Source organism: Tolumonas lignilytica, from assembly GCF_000527035.1.
Lineage (GTDB): Bacteria > Pseudomonadota > Gammaproteobacteria > Enterobacterales > Aeromonadaceae > Tolumonas > Tolumonas lignilytica.
Genome location: NZ_AZUK01000001.1, coordinates 1,810,001 through 1,835,855, shown reverse-complemented (window position 1 = coordinate 1,835,855; position 25,855 = coordinate 1,810,001). Strand labels below are relative to the sequence as shown.

Annotated in this window: 18 protein-coding genes, 1 tRNA gene and 2 rRNA genes (1 of these 21 only partly in view); 11 read left to right on the top strand and 10 right to left on the bottom strand. The window is 51.7% G+C overall.

Annotated features, from left to right (window positions below):
• Positions 1-12 precede the first annotated feature (12 nt).
• From H027_RS0108605 to malE, 5 genes are all read right to left on the bottom strand, one after another.
• The gene (locus H027_RS0108605) at positions 13-990 is read right to left on the bottom strand and encodes an MBL fold metallo-hydrolase (RefSeq protein WP_237657936.1); all 978 of its coding nucleotides are present in this window, start codon (positions 988-990) and stop codon (positions 13-15) included.
• Positions 991-1,146: 156 nt separating this feature from the next.
• Positions 1,147-3,450, bottom strand: coding sequence for an isoamylase (locus tag H027_RS0108600; RefSeq protein WP_024872052.1), 2,304 nt, complete (start codon positions 3,448-3,450; stop codon positions 1,147-1,149).
• 393 nt (positions 3,451-3,843) lie between these two features.
• Positions 3,844-4,734: a maltose ABC transporter permease MalG gene (gene malG / locus H027_RS0108595; protein ID WP_024872051.1), complete on the bottom strand. Its 891-nt coding sequence runs from the start codon at positions 4,732-4,734 to the stop codon at positions 3,844-3,846.
• 11 nt (positions 4,735-4,745) lie between these two features.
• On the bottom strand, positions 4,746-6,332 hold the full coding sequence (malF, locus tag H027_RS0108590; RefSeq protein WP_024872050.1) for a maltose ABC transporter permease MalF: 1,587 nt from the start codon (positions 6,330-6,332) through the stop codon (positions 4,746-4,748).
• Between the two features lie 71 nt (positions 6,333-6,403).
• The gene (gene malE / locus H027_RS0108585; protein ID WP_038149229.1) at positions 6,404-7,585 is read right to left on the bottom strand and encodes a maltose/maltodextrin ABC transporter substrate-binding protein MalE; all 1,182 of its coding nucleotides are present in this window, start codon (positions 7,583-7,585) and stop codon (positions 6,404-6,406) included.
• A 448-nt stretch (positions 7,586-8,033) separates the two neighbouring features.
• On the opposite strand from malE, the gene malK (H027_RS0108580) reads away from it, so the two are divergent.
• The 9 genes from malK (H027_RS0108580) to waaF all read left to right on the top strand — a co-directional run bounded on the left by malK (H027_RS0108580) (position 8,034) and on the right by waaF (position 18,957).
• Positions 8,034-9,143, top strand: coding sequence for a maltose/maltodextrin ABC transporter ATP-binding protein MalK (gene malK / locus H027_RS0108580; RefSeq protein ID WP_024872048.1), 1,110 nt, complete (start codon positions 8,034-8,036; stop codon positions 9,141-9,143).
• Positions 9,144-9,217: 74 nt separating this feature from the next.
• Positions 9,218-10,456, top strand: a complete 1,239-nt coding sequence (locus tag H027_RS0108575) for a maltoporin (RefSeq protein WP_272912536.1) — start codon at positions 9,218-9,220, stop codon at positions 10,454-10,456.
• Positions 10,457-10,522: 66 nt separating this feature from the next.
• On the top strand, positions 10,523-11,392 hold the full coding sequence (gene malM, locus H027_RS0108570) for a maltose operon protein MalM (protein ID WP_024872046.1): 870 nt from the start codon (positions 10,523-10,525) through the stop codon (positions 11,390-11,392).
• Between the two features lie 150 nt (positions 11,393-11,542).
• Positions 11,543-12,679, top strand: a complete 1,137-nt coding sequence (malK, locus tag H027_RS0108565; RefSeq protein ID WP_024872045.1) for a maltose/maltodextrin ABC transporter ATP-binding protein MalK — start codon at positions 11,543-11,545, stop codon at positions 12,677-12,679.
• Positions 12,680-12,751: 72 nt separating this feature from the next.
• Positions 12,752-13,705 carry an ADP-glyceromanno-heptose 6-epimerase gene (rfaD, locus tag H027_RS0108560; RefSeq protein ID WP_024872044.1) on the top strand — a complete coding sequence of 318 codons (954 nt, stop codon included), beginning with the start codon at positions 12,752-12,754 and terminating at the stop codon, positions 13,703-13,705.
• 42 nt (positions 13,706-13,747) lie between these two features.
• Positions 13,748-15,514: a bifunctional glycosyltransferase family 4 protein/polysaccharide deacetylase gene (locus H027_RS0108555; RefSeq protein WP_024872043.1), complete on the top strand. Its 1,767-nt coding sequence runs from the start codon at positions 13,748-13,750 to the stop codon at positions 15,512-15,514.
• Positions 15,511-16,764, top strand: coding sequence for an O-antigen ligase family protein (locus H027_RS0108550; protein ID WP_024872042.1), 1,254 nt, complete (start codon positions 15,511-15,513; stop codon positions 16,762-16,764). The genes H027_RS0108555 and H027_RS0108550 overlap by 4 nt, the downstream gene beginning before the upstream one ends.
• 19 nt (positions 16,765-16,783) lie before the next feature.
• Positions 16,784-17,881 carry a glycosyltransferase family 9 protein gene (locus H027_RS0108545; protein ID WP_024872041.1) on the top strand — a complete coding sequence of 366 codons (1,098 nt, stop codon included), beginning with the start codon at positions 16,784-16,786 and terminating at the stop codon, positions 17,879-17,881.
• A 41-nt stretch (positions 17,882-17,922) separates the two neighbouring features.
• Entirely contained in the window at positions 17,923-18,957 is a 1,035-nt protein-coding gene (gene waaF, locus H027_RS0108540) for a lipopolysaccharide heptosyltransferase II (RefSeq protein ID WP_024872040.1), read from the top strand.
• A gap of 9 nt (positions 18,958-18,966) precedes the next feature.
• On the opposite strand, the gene H027_RS0108535 is transcribed toward waaF, so the two are convergent.
• Positions 18,967-20,058, bottom strand: a complete 1,092-nt coding sequence (locus H027_RS0108535; RefSeq protein WP_024872039.1) for a glycosyltransferase family 9 protein — start codon at positions 20,056-20,058, stop codon at positions 18,967-18,969.
• Positions 20,059-20,263: 205 nt separating this feature from the next.
• Here H027_RS0108535 and H027_RS0108530 point away from each other — a divergent pair, with 205 nt between their 5' ends.
• Positions 20,264-21,325, top strand: coding sequence for a glycosyltransferase family 9 protein (locus tag H027_RS0108530; protein ID WP_024872038.1), 1,062 nt, complete (start codon positions 20,264-20,266; stop codon positions 21,323-21,325).
• Positions 21,325-22,101 carry a glycosyltransferase family 2 protein gene (locus H027_RS0108525; RefSeq protein ID WP_024872037.1) on the top strand — a complete coding sequence of 259 codons (777 nt, stop codon included), beginning with the start codon at positions 21,325-21,327 and terminating at the stop codon, positions 22,099-22,101. Before H027_RS0108530 ends, H027_RS0108525 begins: the two co-directional genes overlap by 1 nt.
• Here the strand turns inward: H027_RS0108525 and H027_RS0108520 are convergent.
• The 4 genes from H027_RS0108520 to H027_RS0108505 form a co-directional block, all read right to left on the bottom strand.
• Positions 22,098-23,141 (bottom strand): glycosyltransferase family 9 protein, encoded by a 1,044-nt coding sequence (locus H027_RS0108520; protein WP_024872036.1) that lies wholly within the window; start codon positions 23,139-23,141, stop codon positions 22,098-22,100. The genes H027_RS0108525 and H027_RS0108520 overlap by 4 nt on opposite strands.
• A 73-nt stretch (positions 23,142-23,214) precedes the next feature.
• Positions 23,215-23,291: transfer RNA gene (locus H027_RS0108515), tRNA-Asp, on the bottom strand.
• 62 nt (positions 23,292-23,353) lie between these two features.
• Positions 23,354-23,468: ribosomal RNA gene (rrf, locus tag H027_RS0108510) — 5S ribosomal RNA — on the bottom strand.
• 75 nt (positions 23,469-23,543) lie between these two features.
• A 23S ribosomal RNA gene (locus H027_RS0108505) occupies positions 23,544-25,855 on the bottom strand (it continues 575 nt past the right edge of the window).

Below are 25,855 nucleotides of genomic sequence, written 5' to 3'. Positions count from 1 at the left end.
GCAGTCCCTTTTTTATGCCCCCAGATATTTTGTCTGCAGCTCGTCAGACAAAGCATGCCGGGCAAATTCCAGTGTCTGTCCAATGGCCGGAATGGCCAGCCTCCCCTGAGGTAACTGCAGTCGATGCCACAGGTCTCGCAACCGGAGCGGCGGTTCCGTTAAGGGTTCATCGGTGAGCTTGAACGTGCCCCAGTGCATCGCCACAAACAGCTTGGCCTCCAGCGCCATGAACGCCCGCAGCGCATCATCCGGGTCCATGTGCTGGTAACGCATAAACCAGCGCGGGGCATACGCACCGATCGGCAGCATCGCGACATCCAACGCACCGCACCGCTGACCGATTTCACGGAACCCGTCAAACCAGGCGGTATCCCCGGCGTGGTAGAGACGAAAGCCGTCATGTTCCATGACAAAACCGCCCCACCAGCTGGTGTTCATGTCCATCAGGCCGCGACGACTCCAGTGCTGCGCCGGCACGAAGGTCATGGTGGTCTGCCCAATATGCGCCTGCTCCCACCATGCCATCTCCTGCACCTTAGGGAAGCCGTTTTTCAGAAACCAGCGCCGCATACCATGCGGCACCAGATAGTGCGGTTCCGCACCCAGTCGCTTCAGCGTCGGCACATCCATATGATCGCGATGATTATGGGTGATCATCACCACGTCGATTTTCTTCGGCAGCGCCGACCAGCTTAAGCCCGGCGGAACATTACGTGGCACGACGCCCCCCAGTGAAGAGGACATCACCGGATCAATCAGCATGTTGAGCCCGCCGAGTTGCAGCAGAAAAGAGGAGTGACCAATCCAGGTGAGCGTGTCATGCAGAGGATGATGCAGCTCGGCACCATCGTTATGCACCTGCGGTACCGGTACGCCGGTGCCGGGAGAACGCGGCTGACGTTCTGCATGCCAGCCGGTCTGACGGCGCAGAACATGTTTGAAAGGAAAGGATCGCTGGCTGCCATCCTGATTGCTGTAACGCATCGTCATACCTTCCTGCCACCAAGGAAACACAGACCATAAATCTATCTTTAGAAAAGCGTAGCAGAAAATAACCCGTCGCAGTGCGGGTCAGTCAGCAAAACACCGTTTGGCAGGTGGGTTTGAAAAAAGGTTCGCTACAAGAACGAACCTTTTAAATTGCGGTTATTTCGCGATCAACACCAGCACACCTCGGCCGTTGAGGCCATAGTTGGTGCCTTCGCCGCCGATATAGGTTTCTGAACCGGGAGCCACGATGTTGGCGCCACCTTCATTCCAGTTGGAGGTATCCATCACGCGGTACCAGCTCTTGCCCGTCCCCGGCCACGGCAGCACAAAGTTGACGTTGTCGCTCCAGCCGTTGTAGGCCACATAGATACTGGAAGCCGGATCATTAAACTCGGTACCATCAATCCGGTAGGCCAGCGCATGATTGTTGGAATCATTAAAATAGGTGCTGTCGGCAACCGAACCGTTCGGCTCAAACCAGCGCAACTGCTCCATCACGTTACCGTTGTTATCCACACCCGAGTAGAAATCGACAGGGTGCAGTGCCGGATGGGCCTTGCGGAACGCAATCAGGCGCTGGGTAAACAGCTCGAAGGTTTGTTGATCGGCATTGAGGCTGAAATTCAGCCAGTTCGCCACCGAATCCAGATTATAAGGGTTGTTGTTGCAGTTGATGGAACGCAGGAATTCATCCCCGCCAGTCATCATCGGCGTGCCGGCACTGAGCATCATCAGCGCCAACCCGTTGCGGGCAGCTTTGCGCTGATCCGCCGCGACACTGTTCTGATCCCAACTGTTGTTGTTATCCTCACCGCCATCCGAGACCCCGTACGGCCATGGCTGCGAATTATTTTTGCTATTGCAGCTGTAGAGATCTTTCAGCGTAAAACCGTCATGTGCCACCATGAAATTAATCGAGTTCCACGGTTTACGGCCATCATCCTGATACAGATCAGCCGAACCGGCAAACCGCGTTGCCAGTTGCCCCGGTGTAATGGCTTCACTACCCAGTTTGTTTTGCGACTTGCGGATCGTATCGCGGAAAATACCATTCCATTCCGACCAGCCACTCGGGAAACCACCCACCTGATAGGAGTTGCCACCAATGGCCCACGGTTCCGCAATCAAATCGACACCGCTGCCACCCGTTGCCGGACGTGGCGTCAGTTCACGGACAATGCGGTTAAGTGCGTTGTTTGAATCCATCTTGTCAAAGTTATAGCAGCCGTGTTCACAGGTGTTACCCAGCACCGACGCCAGATCGAAACGGAAGCCATCCACCCCCAGCGTATTGGACCAGTAGGCCAGCGAGTCGACGATCAGATTCTGCGCGGTCACGTTGTGCGTATTGTAATTGCCGCCGACACCGGTGTTATCCCAGGAGGATTGCATGTCTGAGGTCAGCGAGTAATACGTCGGGTTATCTAGCCCCCGCCAGGAGTAGAGATTGTAGGTGCTGGTATCACTGGCATTCCATGCACCACCCTCGCCGGTGTGGTTATACACCACATCGATCAGCACCTTGATACCGCGATCATGGTATGCCTTCACCATCGCCTTGAATTCGCGGGTTGGCCCGCCCGGGGTTTTATCGGCGGCATAGCGACGATCCGGCGCAAAATAATCCAGCGTCATATAGCCCCAGTAGTTATCACCGGTGGTCGAGGTCGGGTCGACATCATTGGTATCGTTCTGGGTTTCCTGCACCGGCAGGAATTCCACCGCCGTGACCCCCAGCGAAGCCAGATAGTCGGCTTTTTCGGCTGCCCCCTTATAGGTGCCCCGGTCGGCCGCCGGGATCGCCGAATCGTTCATCGTCAGGCCGCGCACATTGACCTCATAAATCACATCATCTTTCAGAGCGCGAGTCGGTTTAACACCTATTGACTGGCTATCACCGGTCAGCACGATGCCTTTCGGCGCATTCAACCCGCTGTCGACCGCACGATAGGTCGGCCCTGACGCATAAATCGTCCCGTCAGACCAATTAGCATTGACCGGATCGTGCGACATCTCCAGTGCGTAAGGGTCTAACAGCAATTTGTTCGGGTTAAAGCGGTTGCCGTTACTGTCAACATCCTGAATAAAACCAACATTACTGCCCTTGGTCCAGTTGGCATCATACGGCCAGTTAGGGCCCCAGGCACGGTAACCATAATAGACAGTGCCGGTCACGCCGAGTGCTTGCAGTTGCGACGAGGAAATATTGACTGACCAGATATTATTACTGTCTTTCGTCAACGGGAAATGGGCGACTTCGTCCTGCCCGGCTGCAACGGAATAAATATAAACTTCAAGATGCGTCGCACGGGAAGAAAATACCCGAAATGCGATTTGAGATTGATCGGCGGAATAACTTGCACCCAAATTATCCGTATTAATGGCAGCAACCGCAGGAAAATTAAAAGCACCGACGCCCAGCGTCAGCAATAAGGTCAGAGACAATTTATTTAATTTCATTATTTTCACTCGCATTGTTTGGTTATTGCTATTTCTCCCCATATCAACCGACAAACAACGCAATGAATAGACATCCGCGCACGTGTTGATATCAGAGATGTTTGTTTATTGCTCAAACAACTGGCGCAAAACGGCATGACGTCCCTCATGGAAAATCTGAAAATTAATTTTCCGTGATGTTCATATTATTTATTTCCTTTTAAAGACCTCCCTGTTGTGTGTTTATTAAATTCAAATCTCTGACAGAAATAACCAATAAAAATTTGAAGTTAATATTTATCGCTGAATGAAATCACCTGCATTTAAAAAAATGCCAGTCATCAGACTGGCATTCGGAAATAAGCTCCGTCAAAACAAGGAAAGATTAATGAACACAACCATAAAGAAACTGAATTACCCTTTGACACCTCCCGCTGTCAGACCACCGACCAACCAGCGTTGTGCCAGCAGGAATACCACCGTAATGGGGATTGCTGATAACACTGCCGCTGCCGCAAAATCACCCCACAGATAGTTCTGCGGATAAAGATACTGCTGCATGCCCACCGCCAGCGTATAGCTGTCGACGTCACGCAACAGCAGCGAAGCAATCGGCACCTCGGTGACGGCACCGATGAAGGAGAGAATGAACACCACCGCCAGGATTGGCACCGACAACGGTAACAGCACCAGACGGAATGCCTGCCACGGGGTTGCACCATCCAGTGCAGCGGCCTCTTCCAGCGAGCCATCGATGGTCTCGAAATAGCCTTTGATGGTCCAGACATGCAGGGCGATGCCGCCCAGGTAGGCGAAAATCAGCCCGCCGTGCGTGTTCAGGCCCAGAAACGGAATGTACTGGCCGATGCGATCAAACAAGGCATACAACGCCACCAGCGACAGCACCGCCGGGAACATCTGGAAAATCAGCATCCCTTTCAGCAGCGCACTCTTGCCACGGAATTTCATGCGGGCGAAGGCATAGGCACAGGTGGTGGACAAGGTCACGATGCCGGTCGCGGTGACAAACGCCACCTTGACCGAGTTCCACAGCCACAGCAGCACCGGGAAAGGTGGCGGCGTGACCGAACCGTCCGGATTGGTGACGCTGAAACCCAGCGCCAGCTTCCAATGCTCCAGTGACGGATGGGACGGGATCAGCTCCCCGGTCGCAAAGTTACCGCTACGCAGGGAGATGGCAATGACCATCAGCAAGGGGAACATGATCAAGGCGATAAAGCATCCCAATCCGGCGTGGGCAGCCCACAGGCGATAACGTAATGCTTTGGTTTGAACGATAGCCATACAACAGCTCCTTATTGTTCCACACTTAACTTGCTGGCTTTCAGGTTCAGCACAGCCAACGCACCGACCAGCAGGAAAATCAACGTCGCAATCGCGGCAGCCAGACCGAAATCCTGTCCGCCACTGCCTTCAAACGCGATACGGTAGGTGTAGCTCACCAACAGATCGGTATTACCGGCCGGCGTGCTGGTGCCCAGCATGTTCGGGCCACCATTGGTCAACAACTGAATCAACACAAAGTTATTGAAGTTAAAGGCAAAGCAAGCAATCAGCAGCGGTGTCAGCGGTTTGATCAGCAGCGGCAGCGTGATGCGGAAGAAGTTCTGCCCTGGGGTCGCGCCATCCAGCGCTGACGCTTCATACAGGTCATCCGGGATCGCCTTCAACAGCCCCATACATAGGATCATCATGTACGGATAACCCAGCCAGACGTTGACGATCAGGATCATGGCCTTGGCCAACATCGGATTGGTGAACCACTCCGGCTTGATACCAAACATCTGCTGCAACAGCATGTTGATTTCACCAAAGCTCTGGTTGAACAACCCTTTGAAAATCAGAATCGAGATAAAGCCGGGCACCGCATACGGCAGGATCAGCAGTAACCGATACACCGCCTTGCCTTTCAACGGCTGCCACTGCACCAGACAGGCCAGCACCATGCCCACCGCCAGCGTAAACAGCACGGTTAAGCTGGCAAACAACACCGTCCAGATAAAGATTTTAATGAACGGCTGCTGGATGCCTTTATCTTGCAATACGCGCAGGAAGTTAGCCCAACCAATATTCACGGTGTAGCCAGGGCTCAGACGTGCATCGTTAACCCATTGTCCCTTGGCATCGACCGCCTGATAAAAACCGGTCGCATTGTTTGGCAGATAGAGCACGCCGGTCTGGTTATTCAACAACCCACGACCATCGCTTTGCAGATTGTACAGCGGCTTGATGCCGGAAAATTCCCGTAATGAACTCATCACCAGCTCGCTGCCATCCGGCATCACGGCAGTCAGTTGGCCCAGTGCCTGACGGTTTTTGGTGATCACTTTCAACGGTGCTTTGCTTAAACCGGCATCCGCGGTTTGCGGCACCATCGTTAAGCGCTGTGGTTGCTTGTCCAGCGCAAACGGCGCCGATAACAAGACTTGCTGATGCGCGTCATCCTGCAGTTGCAGTTGCCAGTGGCCATCACTGCCCAGCAGGTTAAAATTCACGGTGTTGCCGCTCTGGAACTGGCGCTGTAGCAGCACAGTCTGAGCCCGTTCAAAGCTAAGTTGATGCACGGCACTGAAGTTGGTGAAGGCGATACCGATTGTGCAAAACAACGGAAACAGTACGAACAGCCCCATGCCCACCAGACCCGGATAGACATAACGCCACGAGTAAGCTTTGCGACTGGCAAACAGATACAAGCCGGTTCCAACCAACAGTAACGTCAACATCGCAAACAGATATTCGCGCTGCGCGTACATCTGCACAATTAAATAGCCATTCAGCACAGCCACCAGGCCAAGTAACGAACGGGTAAACATCGCGCTGCGCCACCACTTCTGATTCTGTGGCAGGCGCGGCGGAGTGGGATGGGCAACAGATAACTGCATGAGACACTCCGTCTAATTACAACTGAGGGCGGCAGCCCGCCCTCTTTTACGACTACTGACGAGCGGGGATATTACTTCGTCATTTGTTTTGCAACTTCATCCAATGCGGCTTTCACTGACTGACGACCAGCTGTCGCATTGACGATTGCGTTTTTCTCGGCATACCAGAACGCGGTCATCTGCGGAATGTTAGGCATGATTTCACCTTCACGCGCGTTGGCCATGGTGGCCGCAATGCGTGGGTCCGCTTCCAGTTTCTTCTGATAAGACATCAGAGAAACCGCGCCGAGTGGTTTGTCCTTGTTCACCTGATCCAGACCTTGGTCGGTCAGCAGATAATTTTCCAAGAACTCGGTCGCCAGATCTTTGTTCGGGCTGGCAGAGTTGATACCGGCCGTCAACACACCGACGAAAGCCTTCGATGGTTTGCCTTTGAAAGTTGGTAACTGAGCAACGCCATAGTGGATACCGCTCTTGTCGGAGTTGCTCCACGCCCACGGACCATTGATGGTCATCGCGGTTTCACCTTTGTTGAAGGCCGCATCGGCGATGGAGTAATCCACGTCAGCAGAGATGTGTTTGTTTTTCACCATATCCACAATGAATTGCAGACCGGCTTGTGCACCCGCATTGTTCACACCCACATTCTTCGCGTCATAACCACTGGAAGTGGCCTTGAAGGCATAACCACCGTCCGCAGCCAGCAGCGGCCAGGAGAAGTAAGGTTCCTGCAGGTTCCACATGATGGCACTCTTGCCTTTCGCACGCAGTTCTTTATCTAAAGCAGGAATTTCTTCCCAGGTTTTTGGCGGTGTCTTGATCAGATCTTTGTTGTAAATCAGCGACAGCGCTTCTACGGCGACCGGATAACCAATCAGCTTGCCATTAAAGCGAACGGCATCCCATGTGAATGGGAACATTTTAGCTCTCAACTCTTTGGAAGGATGAACTTCAGCCAGCAGACCAGATTGCGCATAACCGCCAAAACGGTCGTGAGCCCAGAACACGATATCCGGACCATCACCAGAAGCTGCAACCTGTGGATATTTCTCTTCCATCTTGTCTGGATGTTCCACCACTACCGGAACGCCCGTATCCTGCTCAAATTTCTTACCGACTTCTGCCAGACCGTTGTAACCTTTGTCACCGTTGATCCAGATAACCAGTTTTCCTTCCTGCAGCTTGGCCATGGCCGGAGCTGAAATCACCAGAGCGGCTAACGCGGTCAGGGCCAGGGTTTTTATCTTTTTCATTGTCACGTCCTTCTTGAATGGCATAACACTTCGCATGGATAAATGTGGCGGAAAAGTGTGTTAATCACTGTCACTGAGCACAGGGGATGACTCATTCTCTTCCGGCAGCGGTACACAGTCTGCAATGGCGTAGCTAGTCCAGCATCCTCCTCCTCTCTACGCCCCTCCCCCCGTTTTATGTGACCCAGTCGACACAACCATAGATTTTGTGCGCTGGCGCAACAAAAATGCGTATCGAGATTGAGGTCAGCCTCACAATATTTCGTTGTCCTCGCGCTCCCCTCCGGGTTTTCCTCCAACCTCCTCCACCCATCTCATCCCCCTCAAAAAAGTACTCCACCGGAGGATTTCGTCCTCGTCAACACGCCTCACTATGCATCTCAGTCAGTAATCCGGTTGCACAGGCAATGCGGAACGGTTCAGTGGTAGTAGTGGTAAGGAGTAACTCATGGCGGGCGTGACACTGCGTAATGTATGCAAAACCTACGGCGAGGTAGCGATTTCCAAAGACATTAATCTGGAGATCAATAACGGCGAGTTTGTGGTCTTTGTCGGTCCGTCCGGCTGTGGTAAATCCACCTTACTGCGCATGATCGCCGGTCTGGAAGATATCAGTGCCGGTGAATTGATGATCGGCGATCGCCGCATGAATGAAGTGCCACCAGCCGAGCGTGGTGTCGGCATGGTGTTCCAGTCTTATGCGCTCTATCCGCATCTGTCGGTCGCCGACAACATGTCGTTTGGTCTGAAACTGGCCGGTGCCGAAAAACCGCAGATCCAGCAACGGGTCAACCATGCGTCGGAAGTGCTGCAACTGGCACACCTGCTGGATCGCAAACCTAAAGCCCTCTCTGGCGGACAACGCCAGCGTGTTGCTATCGGTCGAACACTGGTCGCCGAACCGCAGGTGTTCCTGCTGGATGAGCCTCTTTCGAATCTGGATGCCGGCTTGCGTGTACAGATGCGCATTGAGATCGCCCGCCTGCACAAGCGTCTGCGCAGCACCATGATTTACGTGACCCACGATCAGGTCGAAGCGATGACGCTGGCCGACAAAATTGTCGTACTCGACGGTGGCCGCATCGCACAGGTCGGTAAACCGCTCGAACTCTATCACTATCCGGCTAACCGTTTCGTCGCCGGCTTTATCGGCTCACCGAAAATGAATTTCCTGCCGGTCAAGGTCATCGCCGCCGAAGCGGAACGGGTTCAGGTTGAATTGCACGATCAGCAACAGCTTTGGATCCCTGTTGAGGGCCGTGATTTGCAACCGGGCACCATGCTCTCGCTCGGTATCCGCCCGGAACATCTGCTGCCCGGTGACGACGCCGAATACCGTCTGCGCGGTGAAGTCAGTGTCGTCGAACAGCTCGGCAATGAAACCCAGATCCATGTCCAGATGCCAACCATCCAGCAAAACCTGGTCTATCGCCATAACGACGTCGCCCTGGTGGAAGAAGGCACGCCGATCGAAATCGGACTGCCGGTTCATCGTTGCCATCTGTTCCGTGAAGACGGCACAGCCTGTCGCCGTTTGCATAAAGAATTGGGCATCTAGCCCTTACCTTGGCCCGGAACCCTCGTGTTTCACCCGGGCCAATCTCAACGCCAAGTGCAAGGAGAAAAACAACAATGATGCATCATCTGATGAAAAAAATGCCACTGGCTCTGGCCATTGGTGCCGTGCTGACTTCAGCTTCAGCCATGGCCGTCGATTTTCACGGTTATGCCCGTTCCGGTATCGGCTGGACTGGCAGTGGTGGCGAGCAACAGTGTCACAAATTGGCAGGTGCAGGTGCCAAATACCGTCTGGGTAACGAATGTGAAACCTATTCTGAACTGAAACTGGGCCAAGATCTGTATAAAGACGGCGATCAGGTTTTCGCTCTGGATAGCAACGTGGCCTACTCTGTGTCACAACAAAATGACTGGGAATCTACCAACCCGGCTTTCCGTGAAATGAACGTACAGGGTAAAAACCTGATTGCGGCATTACCAGGTTCAACCCTGTGGGCAGGTAAACGCTTCTATCAGCGTCATGACGTTCACATGATCGACTTCTACTACTGGGATATCTCTGGCCCAGGTGCCGGTCTGGAAAACATGGATCTGGGCTTTGGTAAATTGTCTGCTGCCGTAACTCGTGATACTGAAAGCGGCGGCTCCAGTGCGTTTATCAACGGCGCAACTCAAACCAAAGATGTTAATAACGACATCTTCGACGTTCGCTTAGCTAATCTGGCAACCAATCAGGGCGGCACGCTGGAACTGGGTGTTGACTATGGTCACGCCAACACAGCCAAAGACTACTCTCTGGCTGACGGCGCATCAAAAAGCGGTGTGATGGCAACGGCTGAACACACTCAAAGCATGATGGGTGGCTTCAACAAATTTGTGGTGCAATACGCAACTGATGCGATGACTTCCTGGAACAATGGTCACTCTCAGGGCGCCAGCACCAGCAACAAAGGTAAAATGGTTCGCGTAATTGACCACGGTGCCATCAGCCTGAACGACAAATGGGAAATGATGTACGTTGGTTTATACCAGGATACCAACCTGGACAACCACAGCGGCAGCACCTGGTACAGTGCCGGTCTCCGTCCGATGTACAAATGGACACCGATTATGAGTACCCTGCTGGAAGCTGGCTATGATCACGTGAAAGATCAAGCCACCAGCGAACAGAACCACCAGTACAAAGTAACACTGGCGCAACAATGGCAAGCCGGCAACAACATTTGGGCTCGTCCTGCAATCCGCCTGTACACCACCTATGCGAAATGGAATGAGAATTTCGGCACAAGCGCAGGCAGTTTGGCTGACCATAACCAGGTCACCTTCGGCGCTCAATTCGAAGCTTGGTGGTAATAGTTCAACGCCGGCTCGGTTGAGCCGGCGATTTGTTTTGTTATCGTCTGATATAAGGTCGCTGTTATGAAATACACCACGCTTGCATTCCTGATCTCGTTTACGCTGGGTAGCCTGGCACTCCCTGTTTCCGCCACAGAAGATAACGTCTCCACCGCACCGGCTATCACGGCAACACAGTTACAAGCCATTCACTGGCAAACGCTGCCCGCCGGTAAAAATACCGAATTTGACATGGATACCGCAGGCCAGAGCATGGCGCTGAATCAGATCAGTGGCAACGTGCTGGCGCTGCAACTCCCCGCCGATCACGGCACCCTGACCCTGCGGCTGCGCAGCCTAATCGACAACAAGCAAGTGTTTGCGCCCAATATTCTGGTGCTGGATCAGCAACAACAACCTGCCGCGTTTTACTCCAGTAATCAGTTCAGCTATCAGCCTGCCTCGCTGTTTACCGGCGATCGACTGGAAGGCACCATTAAACTGGCACCAGCCCCCGGACAAAAAAATATTTATCTGCTGATTTACACCACCCCGCAAGATTTAAGCAAAACCACTTCGCTGGAAGGAGCCGCCAAAGCCTATGCCAAGGCCACCGGGAACCAACCGCCTAATATTCCTGATCCGATTGCCCAGCATTCAACCCAAGGAAAACTGAGCCTGCGGGTCACCACCGAACGCAATAATGACGCCGTGACCATTGGCAGCAACCCGACCGACGTTGCCACAGCGGTGCCAGTGGCAACGTCCACCAGCGTCGCACCAGCGACCACCGCCCTGTTGCCGGAAACAGAAGCCTATTTCAATCAACAGATCAAACAAGCTGTCACGAAAGGCGACATGACCCGAGCCATGACGTTAGTGGAAGAAGCCGAACACCTTGGTTCGAAAAGCGCACGACCAACCTTTGTCAACAGTATCCAGCCCCGCAAATAAGCTTTCCTGGCCTGATGCAATATCAGGCCATTCCTCTGCCAAAAACCTTTAAACCTCGCAAAAAAATGCTTTCACGATTTCCTCTAGCGACAACTACAGGCACACTGTCTGACCTTAACCAGCAGCAACACGTCGTAAAAGGAGTCTGGTATGGCGGGTGTAACCCTGCGTAATGTCTGCAAAACTTTTGGCGAGAACGCCATCTCCAAAGATATTAATCTCACCATCAACGACGGCGAATTCGTCGTCTTCGTTGGCCCATCTGGCTGTGGTAAATCCACCCTGTTACGCATGATTGCCGGATTGGAAGACATTACCTCCGGCGATCTGTTTATCGGCGAACAGCGCATGAATGACATCCCGCCCGCCGAACGCGGTGTCGGCATGGTGTTTCAATCCTATGCGCTCTACCCGCACCTGTCGGTGGCCGACAACATGTCGTTTGGCCTGAAACTGGCCGGCACCAACAAGCTCGAAATTGCCCAGCGCGTACAGCAGGCCGCTGAAATTCTGCAATTAGATCATTTGCTGGAACGGCAACCCAAAGCACTCTCCGGCGGTCAGCGGCAACGCGTCGCGATCGGCCGGACACTGGTGGCCGAGCCGCATGTCTTCCTGCTGGATGAACCGCTTTCCAACCTCGATGCTGCGCTGCGGGTACAGATGCGTATCGAGCTGGCCAAGCTGCACAAACGCTTGGGCTGCACCATGATTTATGTCACCCACGATCAGGTTGAAGCCATGACACTGGCCCACCAAATCGTCGTATTGGATGGTGGCCAGGTGTCCCAGGTGGGCACTCCGCTGGAGCTCTATCACTACCCCACCAATCGTTTTGTGGCCGGTTTTATCGGTTCCCCGAAAATGAATTTTTTACCGGTCACGGTCAAAGCGGCAGAAAAAGAGCGGGTGCAAGTTGAACTGGACGGTCAAACCCTGCTTTGGCTGCCCGTCGACGGCACCAGCGTCACGGCCGGTGATGAGATGATCCTGGGTGTTCGCCCCGAACACTTACTGGATGCCGAAAAAGCCGAACATCACCTGTCCGGTGAAATTCAGGTCGTCGAACAACTCGGCAATGAAACGCACATTCATCTGTTACTGAACGGATTAGAAACACCGCTGGTTTACCGTCATCACGATGTGGCCGAAGTCGTTGAAGGCACCGCTTATCAGGTCGGTTTGCCGGCCACGCGCTGTCATCTGTTCCACGCCGACGGACGCGCCTGCACACGTTTGCATCCGGAACCCGGCGTCGCTGACAGAACAAACTGCAGCGATCGTTAAATATGGTAAACTACCCGCATAATCTCAGTGGAAACTGAACAACATTAGATAACGTCTGCGAGGCGATAGCACATGATCATCGTAACTGGTGGCGCCGGTTTTATCGGCAGTAATCTGGTAAAAGCATTGAACCAAGCCGGTCGGAAAGACATCGTGGTGGTTGACGATCTGACCGACGGTACCAAGTTCGTCAATCTGGTCGATTTAGACATTGCCGATTACATCGACAAAGACGAGTTTATTGCCCGCATCGTTTCCGGTGACCATTTTGAGGAATGGGGTGGCATCAGTGCCATTCTGCATCAGGGCGCCTGCTCCGCAACAACCGAGTGGAACGGCAAGTTCGTCATGGATGTGAACTACGAATACTCCAAAGACCTGCTGCATTACTGTCTTGAATATGGCGTGCAGTTCATTTACGCCTCCTCTGCGGCAACCTACGGTGGTCGCAACGACAACTTTATCGAAGATCGCCGCTTTGAACAGCCGCTGAACGTCTACGGTTATTCCAAGTTCCTGTTTGATGAATATGTGCGTCGTATCATGCCGGAAACCGACTGCCAGATCGTCGGCCTGAAATACTTCAACGTCTATGGTCCGCGCGAGCAGCACAAAGGCAGCATGGCCAGCGTCGCTTTCCATCTGAACAATCAGGTGCTGAAGGGCGAAAACGTCAAACTGTTCGAAGGCTGTGACGGCTTCCCGAACGGCGGTCAGACCCGCGACTTCGTCTATGTCGAAGATGTGGCCAAGGTCGTGTTGTGGTTCCTGAATCACCCGGAAAAATCCGGTATCTTCAACTGTGGTACCGGTCGTGGCGAGCCCTTCCAGAATGTCGCCGAAGCGGTCGTCAAATATCACGGTAAAGGGGAAATTGAATACATCCCGTTCCCGGATCACCTGAAAGGTCGTTATCAGAGTTATACCCAGGCCGATCTGACCAAGCTGCGCGCCACGGGCTGTGATGTCCAGTTCCGTACCGTGGCCGAAGGCGTTGCCGCCTACATGGCGTGGTTGAATAAATAAAGCGGTTCGGGGGTCTCAGGCCCCGCTTTGCGAGGTTGATACATGAATATCCTGATGGCCCTCTCCCAGTTAGAAGTAACTGGGGCGGAAGTCTATGCCACTACCATCGGTGACAAACTGATCGAAAAAGGCCATCAGGTCTTTTTCGTATCCGATACGCTGACCAAACCGACGAAAGGACGCTACTTCAAGCTGCGCTTTAACAAACGCAGCATTCCGCGCCGTTTCTGGCATGTGGCCTATCTCATCTGGTTGATCAAAAAGCATCACATCCAGCTCGTGCACGCCCACAGTCGCGCTGCCGGGTGGAGCAGTTATGTCGCCTGCAAACTGACTGGCACCCCGATGATCACCACCGTCCATGGCCGCCAGCCGGTCCATGCCTCCCGCAAGGCATTCCATGCCCTGGGTTATGCGGCAGTGGCCGTCTGCGAAGACATCAAGCAGCAGCTGATCGATTCCCTCGGCGTAGCGGCCGACAAAATACAGGTGATCCGCAATGGTATCGAAACCGATAAATTCACCGCTATCGCACCACCGCAAAATGACAAGCCGCTGATCATGATCGTCGGCCGACTCACCGGTCCCAAAGGCGATGTCTGCTATCGTCTGCTGGATGAGGTCATCGATCTGGAACGGTATCAGGTGCAGGTGATCAGCGGCAGTCAGGTGACGGAGCGTTTTGCCCGTTTCCAGAACCAAGTCGCCTTCGTCGGATACGTACAGGACATTCCCGCCCGCATGCAACAGGCCGATCTGGTGATCGGCGCCGGTCGGGTTGCCATGGAAGCCCTGCTTTGCGGGCGACCAACCCTGGCGATCGGTGAGGCCAAAGCAATTGGCATCATTACGGCAGAAAATCTGCCACAGGCACTGGCCAGTAATTTCGGTGACATCGGCCCGAAAGATCTCGATATCGATTTTCCTGCGCTGAAAAACGAACTCACACGAGGTGTTCTGCTGCGACAAAGCGACCCCGTCGTCTGTCAGCAGATCCAGCGCGAATACCAGCTCGACAGCGTCGTTGCGGCTCTGGAAAGCGTCTATCAGGATGCCTACATCTATACCCGGCAACGCGAAGTCCCAGTGATCATGTATCACCGTTTCATTCAGCATGACAGCGAGAAAGGCGTGCATGGCACCTGGCTGCCCGTCGACATGCTGGAGAAGCATTTCAAACTGCTGCAACGCCTTGGTTATGAGACGCTGACCTTTCAGGATCTGGCTACGCACGGTTTTATCCACCGCTTACAGCCGGGCAAGAAATTCGTCATCATCACCGTCGATGATGGTTACCGCGATAACCTGACACTGATGTTGCCGTTGTTGCAGAAATATAATTTCAAAGCCGTGGTGTTCGCCGTCACCGGTGAAGATCACAACCGCTGGGACGTCGACGTCAGCGAAAATCCGGATCGCCCCGTATCGCTGATGACCCGCGATGAACTGAAAACACTCGCTGCCAGTGGTCATGTCGAAATAGGCGGGCATACTCTGACCCACCCACGTCTCAGTCAACTGAATGACGATGAACAACGTCGTCAAATTACAGAGAATAAACAACAACTCGAACAGTTACTCGGCCATCCGCTGACGACGTTCGCCTATCCTTACGGCGACTATAACGAAACCAGCAAACAGATCGTCGCCGACAGCGGCTATCAATTCGCGGTCGCCACCAACTCTGGCCCGCTGGCTATGCACCAGGATAAATGGGCCATCCGCCGTATCGCTATTTTTCCGAAAACTGATGTGTTTGGGCTGTGGCGAAAAATCCGTGGAAACTATCTCTTTCGGAAAGTGAAATGATCCAAAATAATCAACAAACAAAATACTGGATAATCCAGCTCTGCTATTTCTTATTCGGTGCACTTTGTATCTGTATTCCAAGCGGTTATTCCTATGGTCCATCAGTTTTATTACTACTGTCATTGCCCATTCTGATAAACAGAAAAAAATATCCGGTGTTGGATACGCACACTCAGTTAATTTTGTTGGCGCTACTCAGTTACGTCGTCATTCAGGCCATCTCCATTGTATGGGATGGCGGCACCATCAAAGAGTTCGATCGCCCGAGTCGAGCACTAATGACAGTATCCATATTATTGCTTTGCCTACGCTATCCTCCCCGTTTTCTCTGGATGATGAATGGCATTGCTACAGGCGCCATTGCCGCAGGCCTCCATGCGATCTGGGATCGTCAGATCTCAGGATACGATCGTGCATTTGAATGGATCACTCCGATTCAGGGGGGCGATATCAGTATGTCGCTTGGTCTGTTTAGTTTATGTGGCGTCATGTGGGCCATAAAAACCATGCGATATCGCTATCTCTGTTTTTTCAGTGTAGCCAGCATTATGGGGATTTTAGGCAGCCTGTTATCCGGTTCCCGTGGCGGCTGGGTGTTGTTACCCGTGACCTTATTTGTCGGTTATCGTATTTTTGAGTGTTGGTTATCCAAACGCGCGAAATTAATTTTAACCGCCACACTTTGCCTGTTAGTGGTATTTTGTCTCATTCCACAAAGTGGTGTCACGCAACGCATTGAAGCCGCCAAGCAGGATATCAGTCAGTATGTTTCCGGCGAAACAACAAACACCTCGCTGGGGCTACGCTTTGAATTCTGGAAAAGTGCACTCGATAGCTTTGCTAAAAAGCCCATATTCGGCTGGGGCAATCACAGTGTTCGCATTTCACAAAAGCAGCAATACGATGCCGGTTTTATCAGTAAAGACGCTTATGATGCGAATACCCATGCTCACAATCAATTTTTCGATGAAATGGCAAAACGTGGTGTGATCGGTTTAGCCGCTGTACTCGTCCTGTTCTTGCTGCCGTTATTTATATTTAAACAGCAACTGAACCAATCCTCATCTGATCCTGAAAAAACAGTTATCGCTGCATGCGGTATTATTCTTATCCTTTCCACCATCGACTATTGCCTTAGTCAGGCGTTTTTAAATCATAACTCCGGAATTATTTTTTATTCTTTTAGTGTGTGCATGCTATTTTCCGCTCAGTATGCCAATACACAAAAGATATCTCTCGCCTCGGTATAAAAATACAGATTGCCATGAAATGAGAACCATCCTTCCATATCTAAAATCGCGTCTGCAACTGGGGCGCGATCAGTTCCGAAGAGCACTAGGACGTGTCCTATTTGATAAACCACGCATAGCACCACTCCCTATCCCGCATCTTCAGCGAATCGTTCTGGTCCGCTGGGATGCCAAGCTGGGTGATGCGATCGTATCATCATGGATTTTCCGAGAACTGAAAAAACAATATCCAGCAGCAAGTATTGAAGTGATCACCTCTCCTGCCATGGCCTGGTTGTTCAAGGAACATTTTGGGGCCGACATCGTCTATGAATGCCCGAAAAGAACCAATTATCGTCAATTAGCACATCTGGCAAAACAAATAGGTCAAATTGATTTACTCGTCCATTTTGGGCAACAGCTCAAGATGAAAGATATTTTCTTCATTCGCATGATCGCAAGTCAGTATGTGGCAGGTTTAGATGATGAGCTCGCATGCATTAATATCAAGCTTGGTCAGAAAACATCCGGTCTTCATTTTTGTCATAAATTTGCTGAATTAGTGAAAGTTTGCGGTGTCTCATCACCCCAAACCGATTATTTATTGCCGTATAGTCCTGCAAGCCAGAAGGCAATCACACCTTATTGGCCAGCAAACCCGGTTATCGCAATCAATCCTTTTGGAAGCGGCCAGTCCAGACGGCTTTCTACGGAAAGTATTCAGCGACTGCTACACGCATTAGATAACACGTTACCCAGTGATGTCCGGTTCTGTTTATTATTTTCACCAGACAATAAACAAAAAATCATCCAATTATGCAGCCAACTACCCCGCACATTTTGTTATCCAGAAAGCACGACTATTTCGGATGTAGTCGCTCAAATCAAGAAGGCTAAAGGTTTAATCTCTGTCGATACCGCGACCATCCATATTGCAGCAGGGCTCAATACCCCCATATTGGGTTTATATAATCCCGACCCCATTAATTTTGCAGAATGGGGACCAAATACCAAAACCAGTCGTGTTGTCTTTGCTGAAAAACGTCAACCAGAAGATATCAATGCCTTGCCATGGGCAGAATTGCCACAACAAATTCTGACTTGGTGGCAAGAAATAGAGAGCAATGGACTAACATAGTCTATTAATATGCTGGCAATATATAATCTGAAAACTTATCGATGAAAACCCTGATAATCGGCCCATCCTGGGTTGGCGATATGGTGATGTCGCAAAGCCTCTATATCACCCTGAAAGAACAGCAGCCGGATATGGAATTGCATGTCATGGCTCCGCGCTGGTGTCTGCCGCTGCTGTCGCGGATGCCCGAGGTGGATCACGCCATTGAAATGCCGCTCGGTCATGGTGATCTCAACTTACGTGTACGCTGGAAATTAGGCCGTATGCTGAAACAACAGCAGTATCAGCAAGCCATCATTCTCCCCAACTCCTTGAAGTCGGCACTCATTCCGCTGTTTGCCGGTATTCCAACGCGCACCGGCTGGAAAGGTGAAAGCCGTTATGGCTTATTGAATGACCTGCGGCGCAATAAGAACGCCTTTCCGCTGATGGTGGAGCGTTATCTGGCACTGGCCTTCCCTGCCAGCCAGATGCGTTCATCGGTGGATCTGCAGGGTATCCCTTTTCCTACTCTTCGAGTCAATTCGCAACAACAGCAACAGGCTCTGACTCGGCTGGCATTATCGCTTGAACAACCGGTTTTGGGGCTTTGTCCTGGAGCCGAATTCGGCCCAGCCAAGCGCTGGCCGGAGCAGCATTATGCCGAAATAGCCCAACGCTGGATTGCAGCAGGTGGACAAGTCTGGATATTCGGTTCCAACAAGGATCAATCGGTTTCTAGCGCCATTCAAAAGCATTTGCCCGCTGAACTACAGGCATCCTGCCATCTGTTGGCAGGGAAAACGTCGCTGGAGGAAGCCATCGATCTGCTGGCCGCCTGCACCAAAGTCGTCAGTAACGACTCGGGTCTCATGCACATCGCAGCTGCAGTCAAAACTCCGCTGGTTGCCGTCTATGGTTCGACCTCACCAGGTTATACTCCGCCACTGGCTGACAAGGTACAAATCGTTCACACTGATATTGTTTGCCGTCCCTGCTTCAAGCGAGAATGCCCGCTGGGTCATCTTAAATGTCTGAAGGAATTACCGCCAGATCAGGTCTGGCAGGCGTTGAACAACCTGACCGACCGGGTATAAACCGTATAGTTAAGATACCGGGTGTGTATGCATACCCGGATTCTGCTCCTCAATGAGTGCGCTCAGAGCCGCCATCACATGCTGTGGTGTCAGCAAACGAAAGAGCGCTTGATCATCGCCATCCTTCTCCAGAACAGATTGCCACTGCTGTTTTTGTGATTCGCCAATCACATCCCAGACATCGATCGCCCGATAACGCGGGTGATTGATCGGATTCGCGATAATTTTAGCTCCCTTGGGTGCCACTATGGTCAACAGTGGCAGATCCAGCGCCTGAGCAATATGCCGCGGGCCGGTATCATTGCCGACAAATAACGAACAATGCGCCATCAGACCCGCCAACCCCCGCACATTCGCTGTTTCAATCTGATCAAATACAAAGGGCTGCCATTGTGTCGGCAATAATGGTTTTAATTGCCGGTTATAGTCTCGCTCATTCGGCGCCGCATAAATCAGGATCTGCGCCCCATATTGTTCCATCAACCATTGGGCTACCTGCGCAAAATAATCCAACGCCCAGCGCTTATAAGCACCAAGGGAGTTCACCCCCATGGCTACCAATGGTCGCTGCAAATCCACGCCGGCTAACACTAACTGCTGTTTCGCTGCCATGATTTCAGCATCACTCAGCCAGAGATGATAAGCCCGGTCTTCCCGCTGTAATCCCAGCGGTTTCAGCAGAGCAAAACGATCATCCAGCAGGGAACAGTTTCCCTGATGTTCCGTATCACGGCCAAAGTGAACGATACGGTTATGTCCCAGCCGCCAGGGAAAAGAATCGAACCCAATCCGGATGCGCGCACCACTGAACAAGCACGTCAGCAAACCAATCATTTGTCCCTGACTATTGACCACAACATCATATTTTTCCTGCCGTAACTGTTTCAGTAATGGCCACATATAACGCCAGGAGTTGCGCTGGGATTTATCAATCTGGATCACCTTATCAATATGTGGATTGCCTTGTGCCATGCCCGCACAGTAATCCATCACCAGATAATGCACCTCACCAGATGGGTCATGTTTTTTCAAATTGTCACACAGGGCGGTAGATACCAGCACATCACCAATCTGCTTGGTTTGCACAACCAAATATTTCACAACCACCGCCTCTTTACTGATTTAAAAGCCAATGCAAATTATCTGTCTGCCATTGTGCCATGTTTCAGTTACAAAAGTTTTTACTCCGATTATTCAATATGAGAAAAAACGAACTAAGTCACTGAATCGATAAAAATGATGCTGTTTTACAATCCTGTCACCACAACGCATAATGCCGATATAATCAATCATGCCTGTCATTGCTATGCCGTTGTTTTCCAGCCCTCCCAAAGCCCTTTGCCTTATTCGTCTTTCTGCGATCGGTGACTGTGTCCACGCAGTTGCGATGGTACAGGCCATTCAACGCCAGTGGCCACAAACCCGGATTGTCTGGATCATGGGGAAAATGGAAGCGCAATTGCTTGGGGATCTACCCGGCATCGACGTGATCGCATTCGATAAAAAAGCCGGGCTAAAAGGTTACCTGCAGATTTGGCGTCAGCTTCGTTCCATCCGGTTTGATGCCCTGTTGCATATGCAGAGCGCCCTGCGAGCCAGTGTGTTGAGTCTGGGGATCAAAGCCAAAATCAGACTCGGTTTTGACAAACAACGCGCTGGTGACGGCCAAAGCCTGTTCACCAATATCAAAGTCACATCACCGACTTCTCTGCACGTACTCGACGGTTTCATGGCGTTTGCTCAGACGCTGGGTATACAGGATCTCACCCCGCGCTGGTATATTCCCACATCAACAACAGACGATGCCTGGGCGCAGGAGCAAATACAAAACAAACCGACACTGCTAATCTGTCCTGCCGCCAGTAAAGCCTTCAAAAACTGGACAACCACCGGGTATGCCGCACTCGCCGATTATGCAGCCGAACACGGTCTGCAAGTTATCCTGTGTGGCGGCCCCAGTGAACTGGAACGAACAATGGCAGAAGAAATCTGCAATCTCAGCCAGAGCAATCCCCTCAGTTTGATTGGTAAGACGAATCTTAAGCAACTGATGGCGTTGATTAAACAATCCAGCATGGTGCTGGCACCCGACACAGGCCCCACACACATGGCAACTGCAGCCGGCATTCCCGTCCTCGGTTTATATGCACACCATAATCCTCAACGTACGGGGCCCTACCTGTGTCGCCCCTACGTTGTCAGCGTTTATGAATCGCTCATCACCGCACAAACCGGTAAGCCGGTTGGCGAACTAGCCTGGCGCACCCGGTTAAAAGACGATTCCGCGATGCAACAGATCACAATAGAACAAGTGAAGGCTGGATTTGATAAACTGCTGCAAGATTTTCCTGCAATTAAAGGTTCATGATGAGTAAAGCAAGCGTTGCGGCAGTCCTGATCGTCAAAAATGAAGGGGAAAACCTGCGAGCCTGTCTCCAATCCGTTGCCGGATGGGTTGATGAAATCGTTATTCTGGATTCCGGCAGCAGTGATAATACCGCTGACATTGCCGCTGAATTTAATGCTAAATATGAAATAGAGCCCAGCTGGCAGGGTTATGGGCGCCAACGTCAAATGGCACAGGAACGCGTCAGCAGTGACTGGTGTTTCTGGCTGGATGCCGATGAACGTGTCACACCGCAATTGCAGGAAAGTATCCAGAGCATACTCAGCAACCCGACAGAGAATGTTGCCTATACAGTTCCCCGCCTAAACTGGGTATTCGGCCGTTATATCCGTCACTGTGGCTGGTATCCCGACCGAGTGATCCGTTTTTATCCAACCCGGCTAACGCGCTATAACGCCGCGTTAGTCCATGAAAAAGTAGAAATAAACAACCAGATAGCACTTAAACCACTCACCGGTGATTTGCTGCATATCCCGTATAAAAATCTAGAACATTACCTCGTTAAATCAGCACGCTATGCAAAAGCATGGGCTGATGGGCGCGAAGCAAAGGGAAAAACAACCAGTTTGTGGCAGGGGATCATACACGCCATTGGCTGCTTCCTGCGGATGTACCTGTTGCGAACAGGCTTCCTGGATGGAAAAGCTGGTTTTTTACTCTCTGTCCTATCCGCACACTCCACCTTTGTGAAATATGCCGATCTCTGGTCGCGAAAACAAAAAAACAAGCCTGATTAATCAGGCTTGTCTTCAGAGACCCAGCCGCCCCACCATTTTGCGATGGCTTGTGCACATTCAGGCATACTGATAAGACTCATATTTTGTTCACTGAATTCACCTTCCGGTGGAGAAAAAGCCAGATGACGGCCATCACTGTTAAGTGGTCGCCAACGCAATGGTGTAGCAGAACGACGTTGCGGGAAAAAACCCACAGTAGGTACATCCAATGCAGACGAGATATGTAATGGACCGGTACTGCCGGCAACAAACAGCTCGGCGTTCGCTAGTACCTGTGCAAAACGTACTAAGCCTTCTGTCGATACATAAACAACTGCCTGCACACCTTTTTGGCGTAATAGTTCAGCCAGTTCAGCCGTTTTTGTCTCTTCACCAGGCCCTGCTGTCAGAACCACGCAACAATTCGGCTTAGCTTTCTGCAGAAGCATAACCAGTTCTGCATACTGTTCTAACGACAAATTATTCGCCGAGCCACCACTGCCACAATGCACCATCAACCAACCAACGGATGAGCTGATATTCAGTTCATTCGCTATCTGAAGACGGATAGCAGACAATTGCTCATGAGGGAAAGAAAGATAGGGTGGTGCCGGGTCAACAACAGATAATTGCTGGTCGTGCAGAAAACGTCGGATCAAATCTAAATTATATTCATATTCCGGTTTTTCCGAACGTGAACGACGTTGTGTCAGACGATGGTTATAAAAAATTTGCGCCAGTTTGGTCGCAGGAGCCAGACGATAAGGAATCCCTGCGCGCCAAACTAACCAGCCAATCCGCGTTGTGGAAAACAATGTCACAACCGCATCAAATTGGCGTCGTATCTGCGTCAACAGTTTTGCTTGGTCTTGTTTAGAACCATTCTTCCCCGGATCAATCAGGACCTTATCAATCCATGGACACAATTCGGCCAGAGGTGCTGTGTATTTCGGAACTAAAGCAGTAATTTCACAATCACAGGATTGTTTCAGCATGGCAAATGCAGGCCACGCCAGCATGAAATCCCCAATTTTGTCATTCCGAACGACCAGAACCCGCATACAGCTGCTCCTTATTGCTGTCGACTGAATAGCAAAAAGCCCTGAGCAACTGCTCAGGGCTTTTTCATTTTATTGGCGGAGTGGACGGGACTCGAACCCGCGACCCCCGGCGTGACAGGCCGGTATTCTAACCGACTGAACTACCACTCCGCGTTTTCCTTCATGCTCGCTCAACCGTTGTCACCCAGTCAAGGTCTTCGCATTAATTCGGTGCCTGGCAGTGTCCTACTCTCACATGGCGAATGCCACACTACCATCGGCGCTACAACGTTTCACTTCTGTGTTCGGAATGGGTACAGGTGGTTCCATCGCGCTATCGCCGCCAGGCATATTCGGTTCATTGGAAAGCTATCATTCAATCAGTCAAACAAGCATTGGGGTTTGAAACCACTTGGGTGTTGTATGGTTAAGCCTCTCGGGTCATTAGTATGAGTTAGCTCAACGTATCACTACGCTTACACACCTCACCTATCAACGTCGTCGTCTCCAACGGCCCTTCAGAGGACTTAAAGTCCTAGGGATGACTCATCTCGTGGCAAGTTTCCCGCTTAGATGCTTTCAGCGGTTATCTTTTCCGAACTTAGCTACCGGGCAGTGCCATTGGCATGACAACCCGAACACCAGCGGTTCGTTCACTCCGGTCCTCTCGTACTAGGAGCAACCCCACTCAATCATCCAACGCCCACGGCAGATAGGGACCGAACTGTCTCACGACGTTCTGAACCCAGCTCGCGTACCACTTTAAATGGCGAACAGCCATACCCTTGGGACCAACTTCAGCCCCAGGATGTGATGAGCCGACATCGAGGTGCCAAACACCGCCGTCGATATGAACTCTTGGGCGGTATCAGCCTGTTATCCCCGGAGTACCTTTTATCCGTTGAGCGATGGCCCTTCCATTCAGAACCACCGGATCACTAAGACCTGCTTTCGCACCTGCTCGACCTGTCCGTCTCGCAGTTAAGCGGGCTTATGCCTTTGCACTAACCTCACGATGTCCGACCGTGATTAGCCCACCTTCGTGCTCCTCCGTTACTCTTTGGGAGGAGACCGCCCCAGTCAAACTACCCACCAGACACTGTCCCTGGCCCGGATAACGGGCTAAGGTTAGAACATCAAACATACCAGGGTGGTATTTCAAGGACGGCTCCATGACAACTAGCGTCATCACTTCAAAGCCTCCCACCTATCCTACACAGGTAGGTTCAATGTTCAGTGTCAAGCTGTAGTAAAGGTTCACGGGGTCTTTCCGTCTAGCCGCGGGTACACCGCATCTTCACGGCGAATTCGATTTCACTGAGTCTCGGGTGGAGACAGCGTGGCCATGGTTACACCATTCGTGCAGGTCGGAACTTACCCGACAAGGAATTTCGCTACCTTAGGACCGTTATAGTTACGGCCGCCGTTTACCGGGGCTTCGATCAAGAGCTTCGCTTGCGCTAACCCCATCAATTAACCTTCCGGCACCGGGCAGGTGTCACACCCTATACGTCCACTTTCGTGTTTGCAGAGTGCTGTGTTTTTGTTAAACAGTCCCAGCCACCTGGTCACTGCGGCTGACATTCGCTCCAAGAGTAAATCTCTTCACCAACATCAGCGTACCTTCTCCCGAAGTTACGGTACTATTTTGCCTAGTTCCTTCACCCGAGTTCTCTCAAGCGCCTTGGTATTCTCTACCTGACCACCAGTGTTGGTTTCGGGTACGGTTCTTTGTAACCTGAAGCTTAGAGGCTTTTCCTGGAAGCGTGGCATCAGTAACTTCATGACCGTAGTCACTTCGTCTCGGCTCTCGGAATATAGTACAGCGGATTTGCCTACCGTACTTCCCTACCACCTTTCACCAGCTCTACCAACCGCTGGCCTACTTAGCCTTCTCCGTCCCCTCATCGCAGTTACAAAAAGTGCAGGAATATTAACCCGCTTCCCATCGACTACGCCTTTCAGCCTCGCCTTAGGGGCCGACTCACCCTGCCCCGATTAACGTTGGACAGGAACCCTTGGTCTTCCGGCGAGGGAGTCTTTCACTCCCTTTAACGTTACTCACGTCAGCATTCGCACTTCTGATACCTCCAGCATGCGTTACCACACACCTTCACAGGCTTACAGAACGCTCCCCTACCACTTGCCTTTCGGCAAATCCGCAGCTTCGGTGACTAGTTTAGCCCCGTTACATCTTCCGCGCAGGCCGACTCGACTAGTGAGCTATTACGCTTTCTTTAAATGATGGCTGCTTCTAAGCCAACATCCTAGCTGTCTAAGCCTTCCCACATCGTTTCCCACTTAACTAGTACTTTGGGACCTTAGCTGGCGGTCTGGGTTGTTTCCCTCTTCACGACGGACGTTAGCACCCGCCGTGTGTCTCCCGGATAGTACTTACTGGTATTCGGAGTTTGCATCGAGTTGGTAAGTCGGGATGACCCCCTAGTCGAAACAGTGCTCTACCCCCAGTAGTATTCGTCCGAGGCGCTACCTAAATAGCTTTCGGGGAGAACCAGATATCTCCGAGTTTGATTGGCCTTTCACCCCTAGCCACAGGTCATCCCCTAATTTTGCAACATTAGTGGGTTCGGTCCTCCAGTACCTGTTACGGCACCTTCAACCTGCCCATGGCTAGATCACCCGGTTTCGGGTCTACACCCTGCAACTAGTCGCCCAGTTAAGACTCGGTTTCCCTACGGCTCCCCTATTCGGTTAACCTTGCTACAGAATGTAAG

Excerpts from the sequence above, each read along its gene's own strand:
- H027_RS0108605 (WP_237657936.1), bottom strand. The coding sequence starts at position 990 with ATGACGATGCGTTACAGCAATCAGGATGGCAGCCAGCGATCCTTTCCT.
- H027_RS0108600 (WP_024872052.1), bottom strand. The coding sequence starts at position 3,450 with ATGAAATTAAATAAATTGTCTCTGACCTTATTGCTGACGCTGGGCGTC.
- malG (WP_024872051.1), bottom strand. The coding sequence starts at position 4,734 with ATGGCTATCGTTCAAACCAAAGCATTACGTTATCGCCTGTGGGCTGCC.
- malF (WP_024872050.1), bottom strand. The coding sequence starts at position 6,332 with ATGCAGTTATCTGTTGCCCATCCCACTCCGCCGCGCCTGCCACAGAAT.
- malE (WP_038149229.1), bottom strand. The coding sequence starts at position 7,585 with ATGAAAAAGATAAAAACCCTGGCCCTGACCGCGTTAGCCGCTCTGGTG.
- malK (WP_024872048.1), top strand. The coding sequence starts at position 8,034 with ATGGCGGGCGTGACACTGCGTAATGTATGCAAAACCTACGGCGAGGTA.
- H027_RS0108575 (WP_272912536.1), top strand. The coding sequence starts at position 9,218 with ATGATGCATCATCTGATGAAAAAAATGCCACTGGCTCTGGCCATTGGT.
- malM (WP_024872046.1), top strand. The coding sequence starts at position 10,523 with ATGAAATACACCACGCTTGCATTCCTGATCTCGTTTACGCTGGGTAGC.
- malK (WP_024872045.1), top strand. The coding sequence starts at position 11,543 with ATGGCGGGTGTAACCCTGCGTAATGTCTGCAAAACTTTTGGCGAGAAC.
- rfaD (WP_024872044.1), top strand. The coding sequence starts at position 12,752 with ATGATCATCGTAACTGGTGGCGCCGGTTTTATCGGCAGTAATCTGGTA.
- H027_RS0108555 (WP_024872043.1), top strand. The coding sequence starts at position 13,748 with ATGAATATCCTGATGGCCCTCTCCCAGTTAGAAGTAACTGGGGCGGAA.
- H027_RS0108550 (WP_024872042.1), top strand. The coding sequence starts at position 15,511 with ATGATCCAAAATAATCAACAAACAAAATACTGGATAATCCAGCTCTGC.
- H027_RS0108545 (WP_024872041.1), top strand. The coding sequence starts at position 16,784 with ATGAGAACCATCCTTCCATATCTAAAATCGCGTCTGCAACTGGGGCGC.
- waaF (WP_024872040.1), top strand. The coding sequence starts at position 17,923 with ATGAAAACCCTGATAATCGGCCCATCCTGGGTTGGCGATATGGTGATG.
- H027_RS0108530 (WP_024872038.1), top strand. The coding sequence starts at position 20,264 with ATGCCGTTGTTTTCCAGCCCTCCCAAAGCCCTTTGCCTTATTCGTCTT.
- H027_RS0108525 (WP_024872037.1), top strand. The coding sequence starts at position 21,325 with ATGAGTAAAGCAAGCGTTGCGGCAGTCCTGATCGTCAAAAATGAAGGG.
- H027_RS0108520 (WP_024872036.1), bottom strand. The coding sequence starts at position 23,141 with ATGCGGGTTCTGGTCGTTCGGAATGACAAAATTGGGGATTTCATGCTG.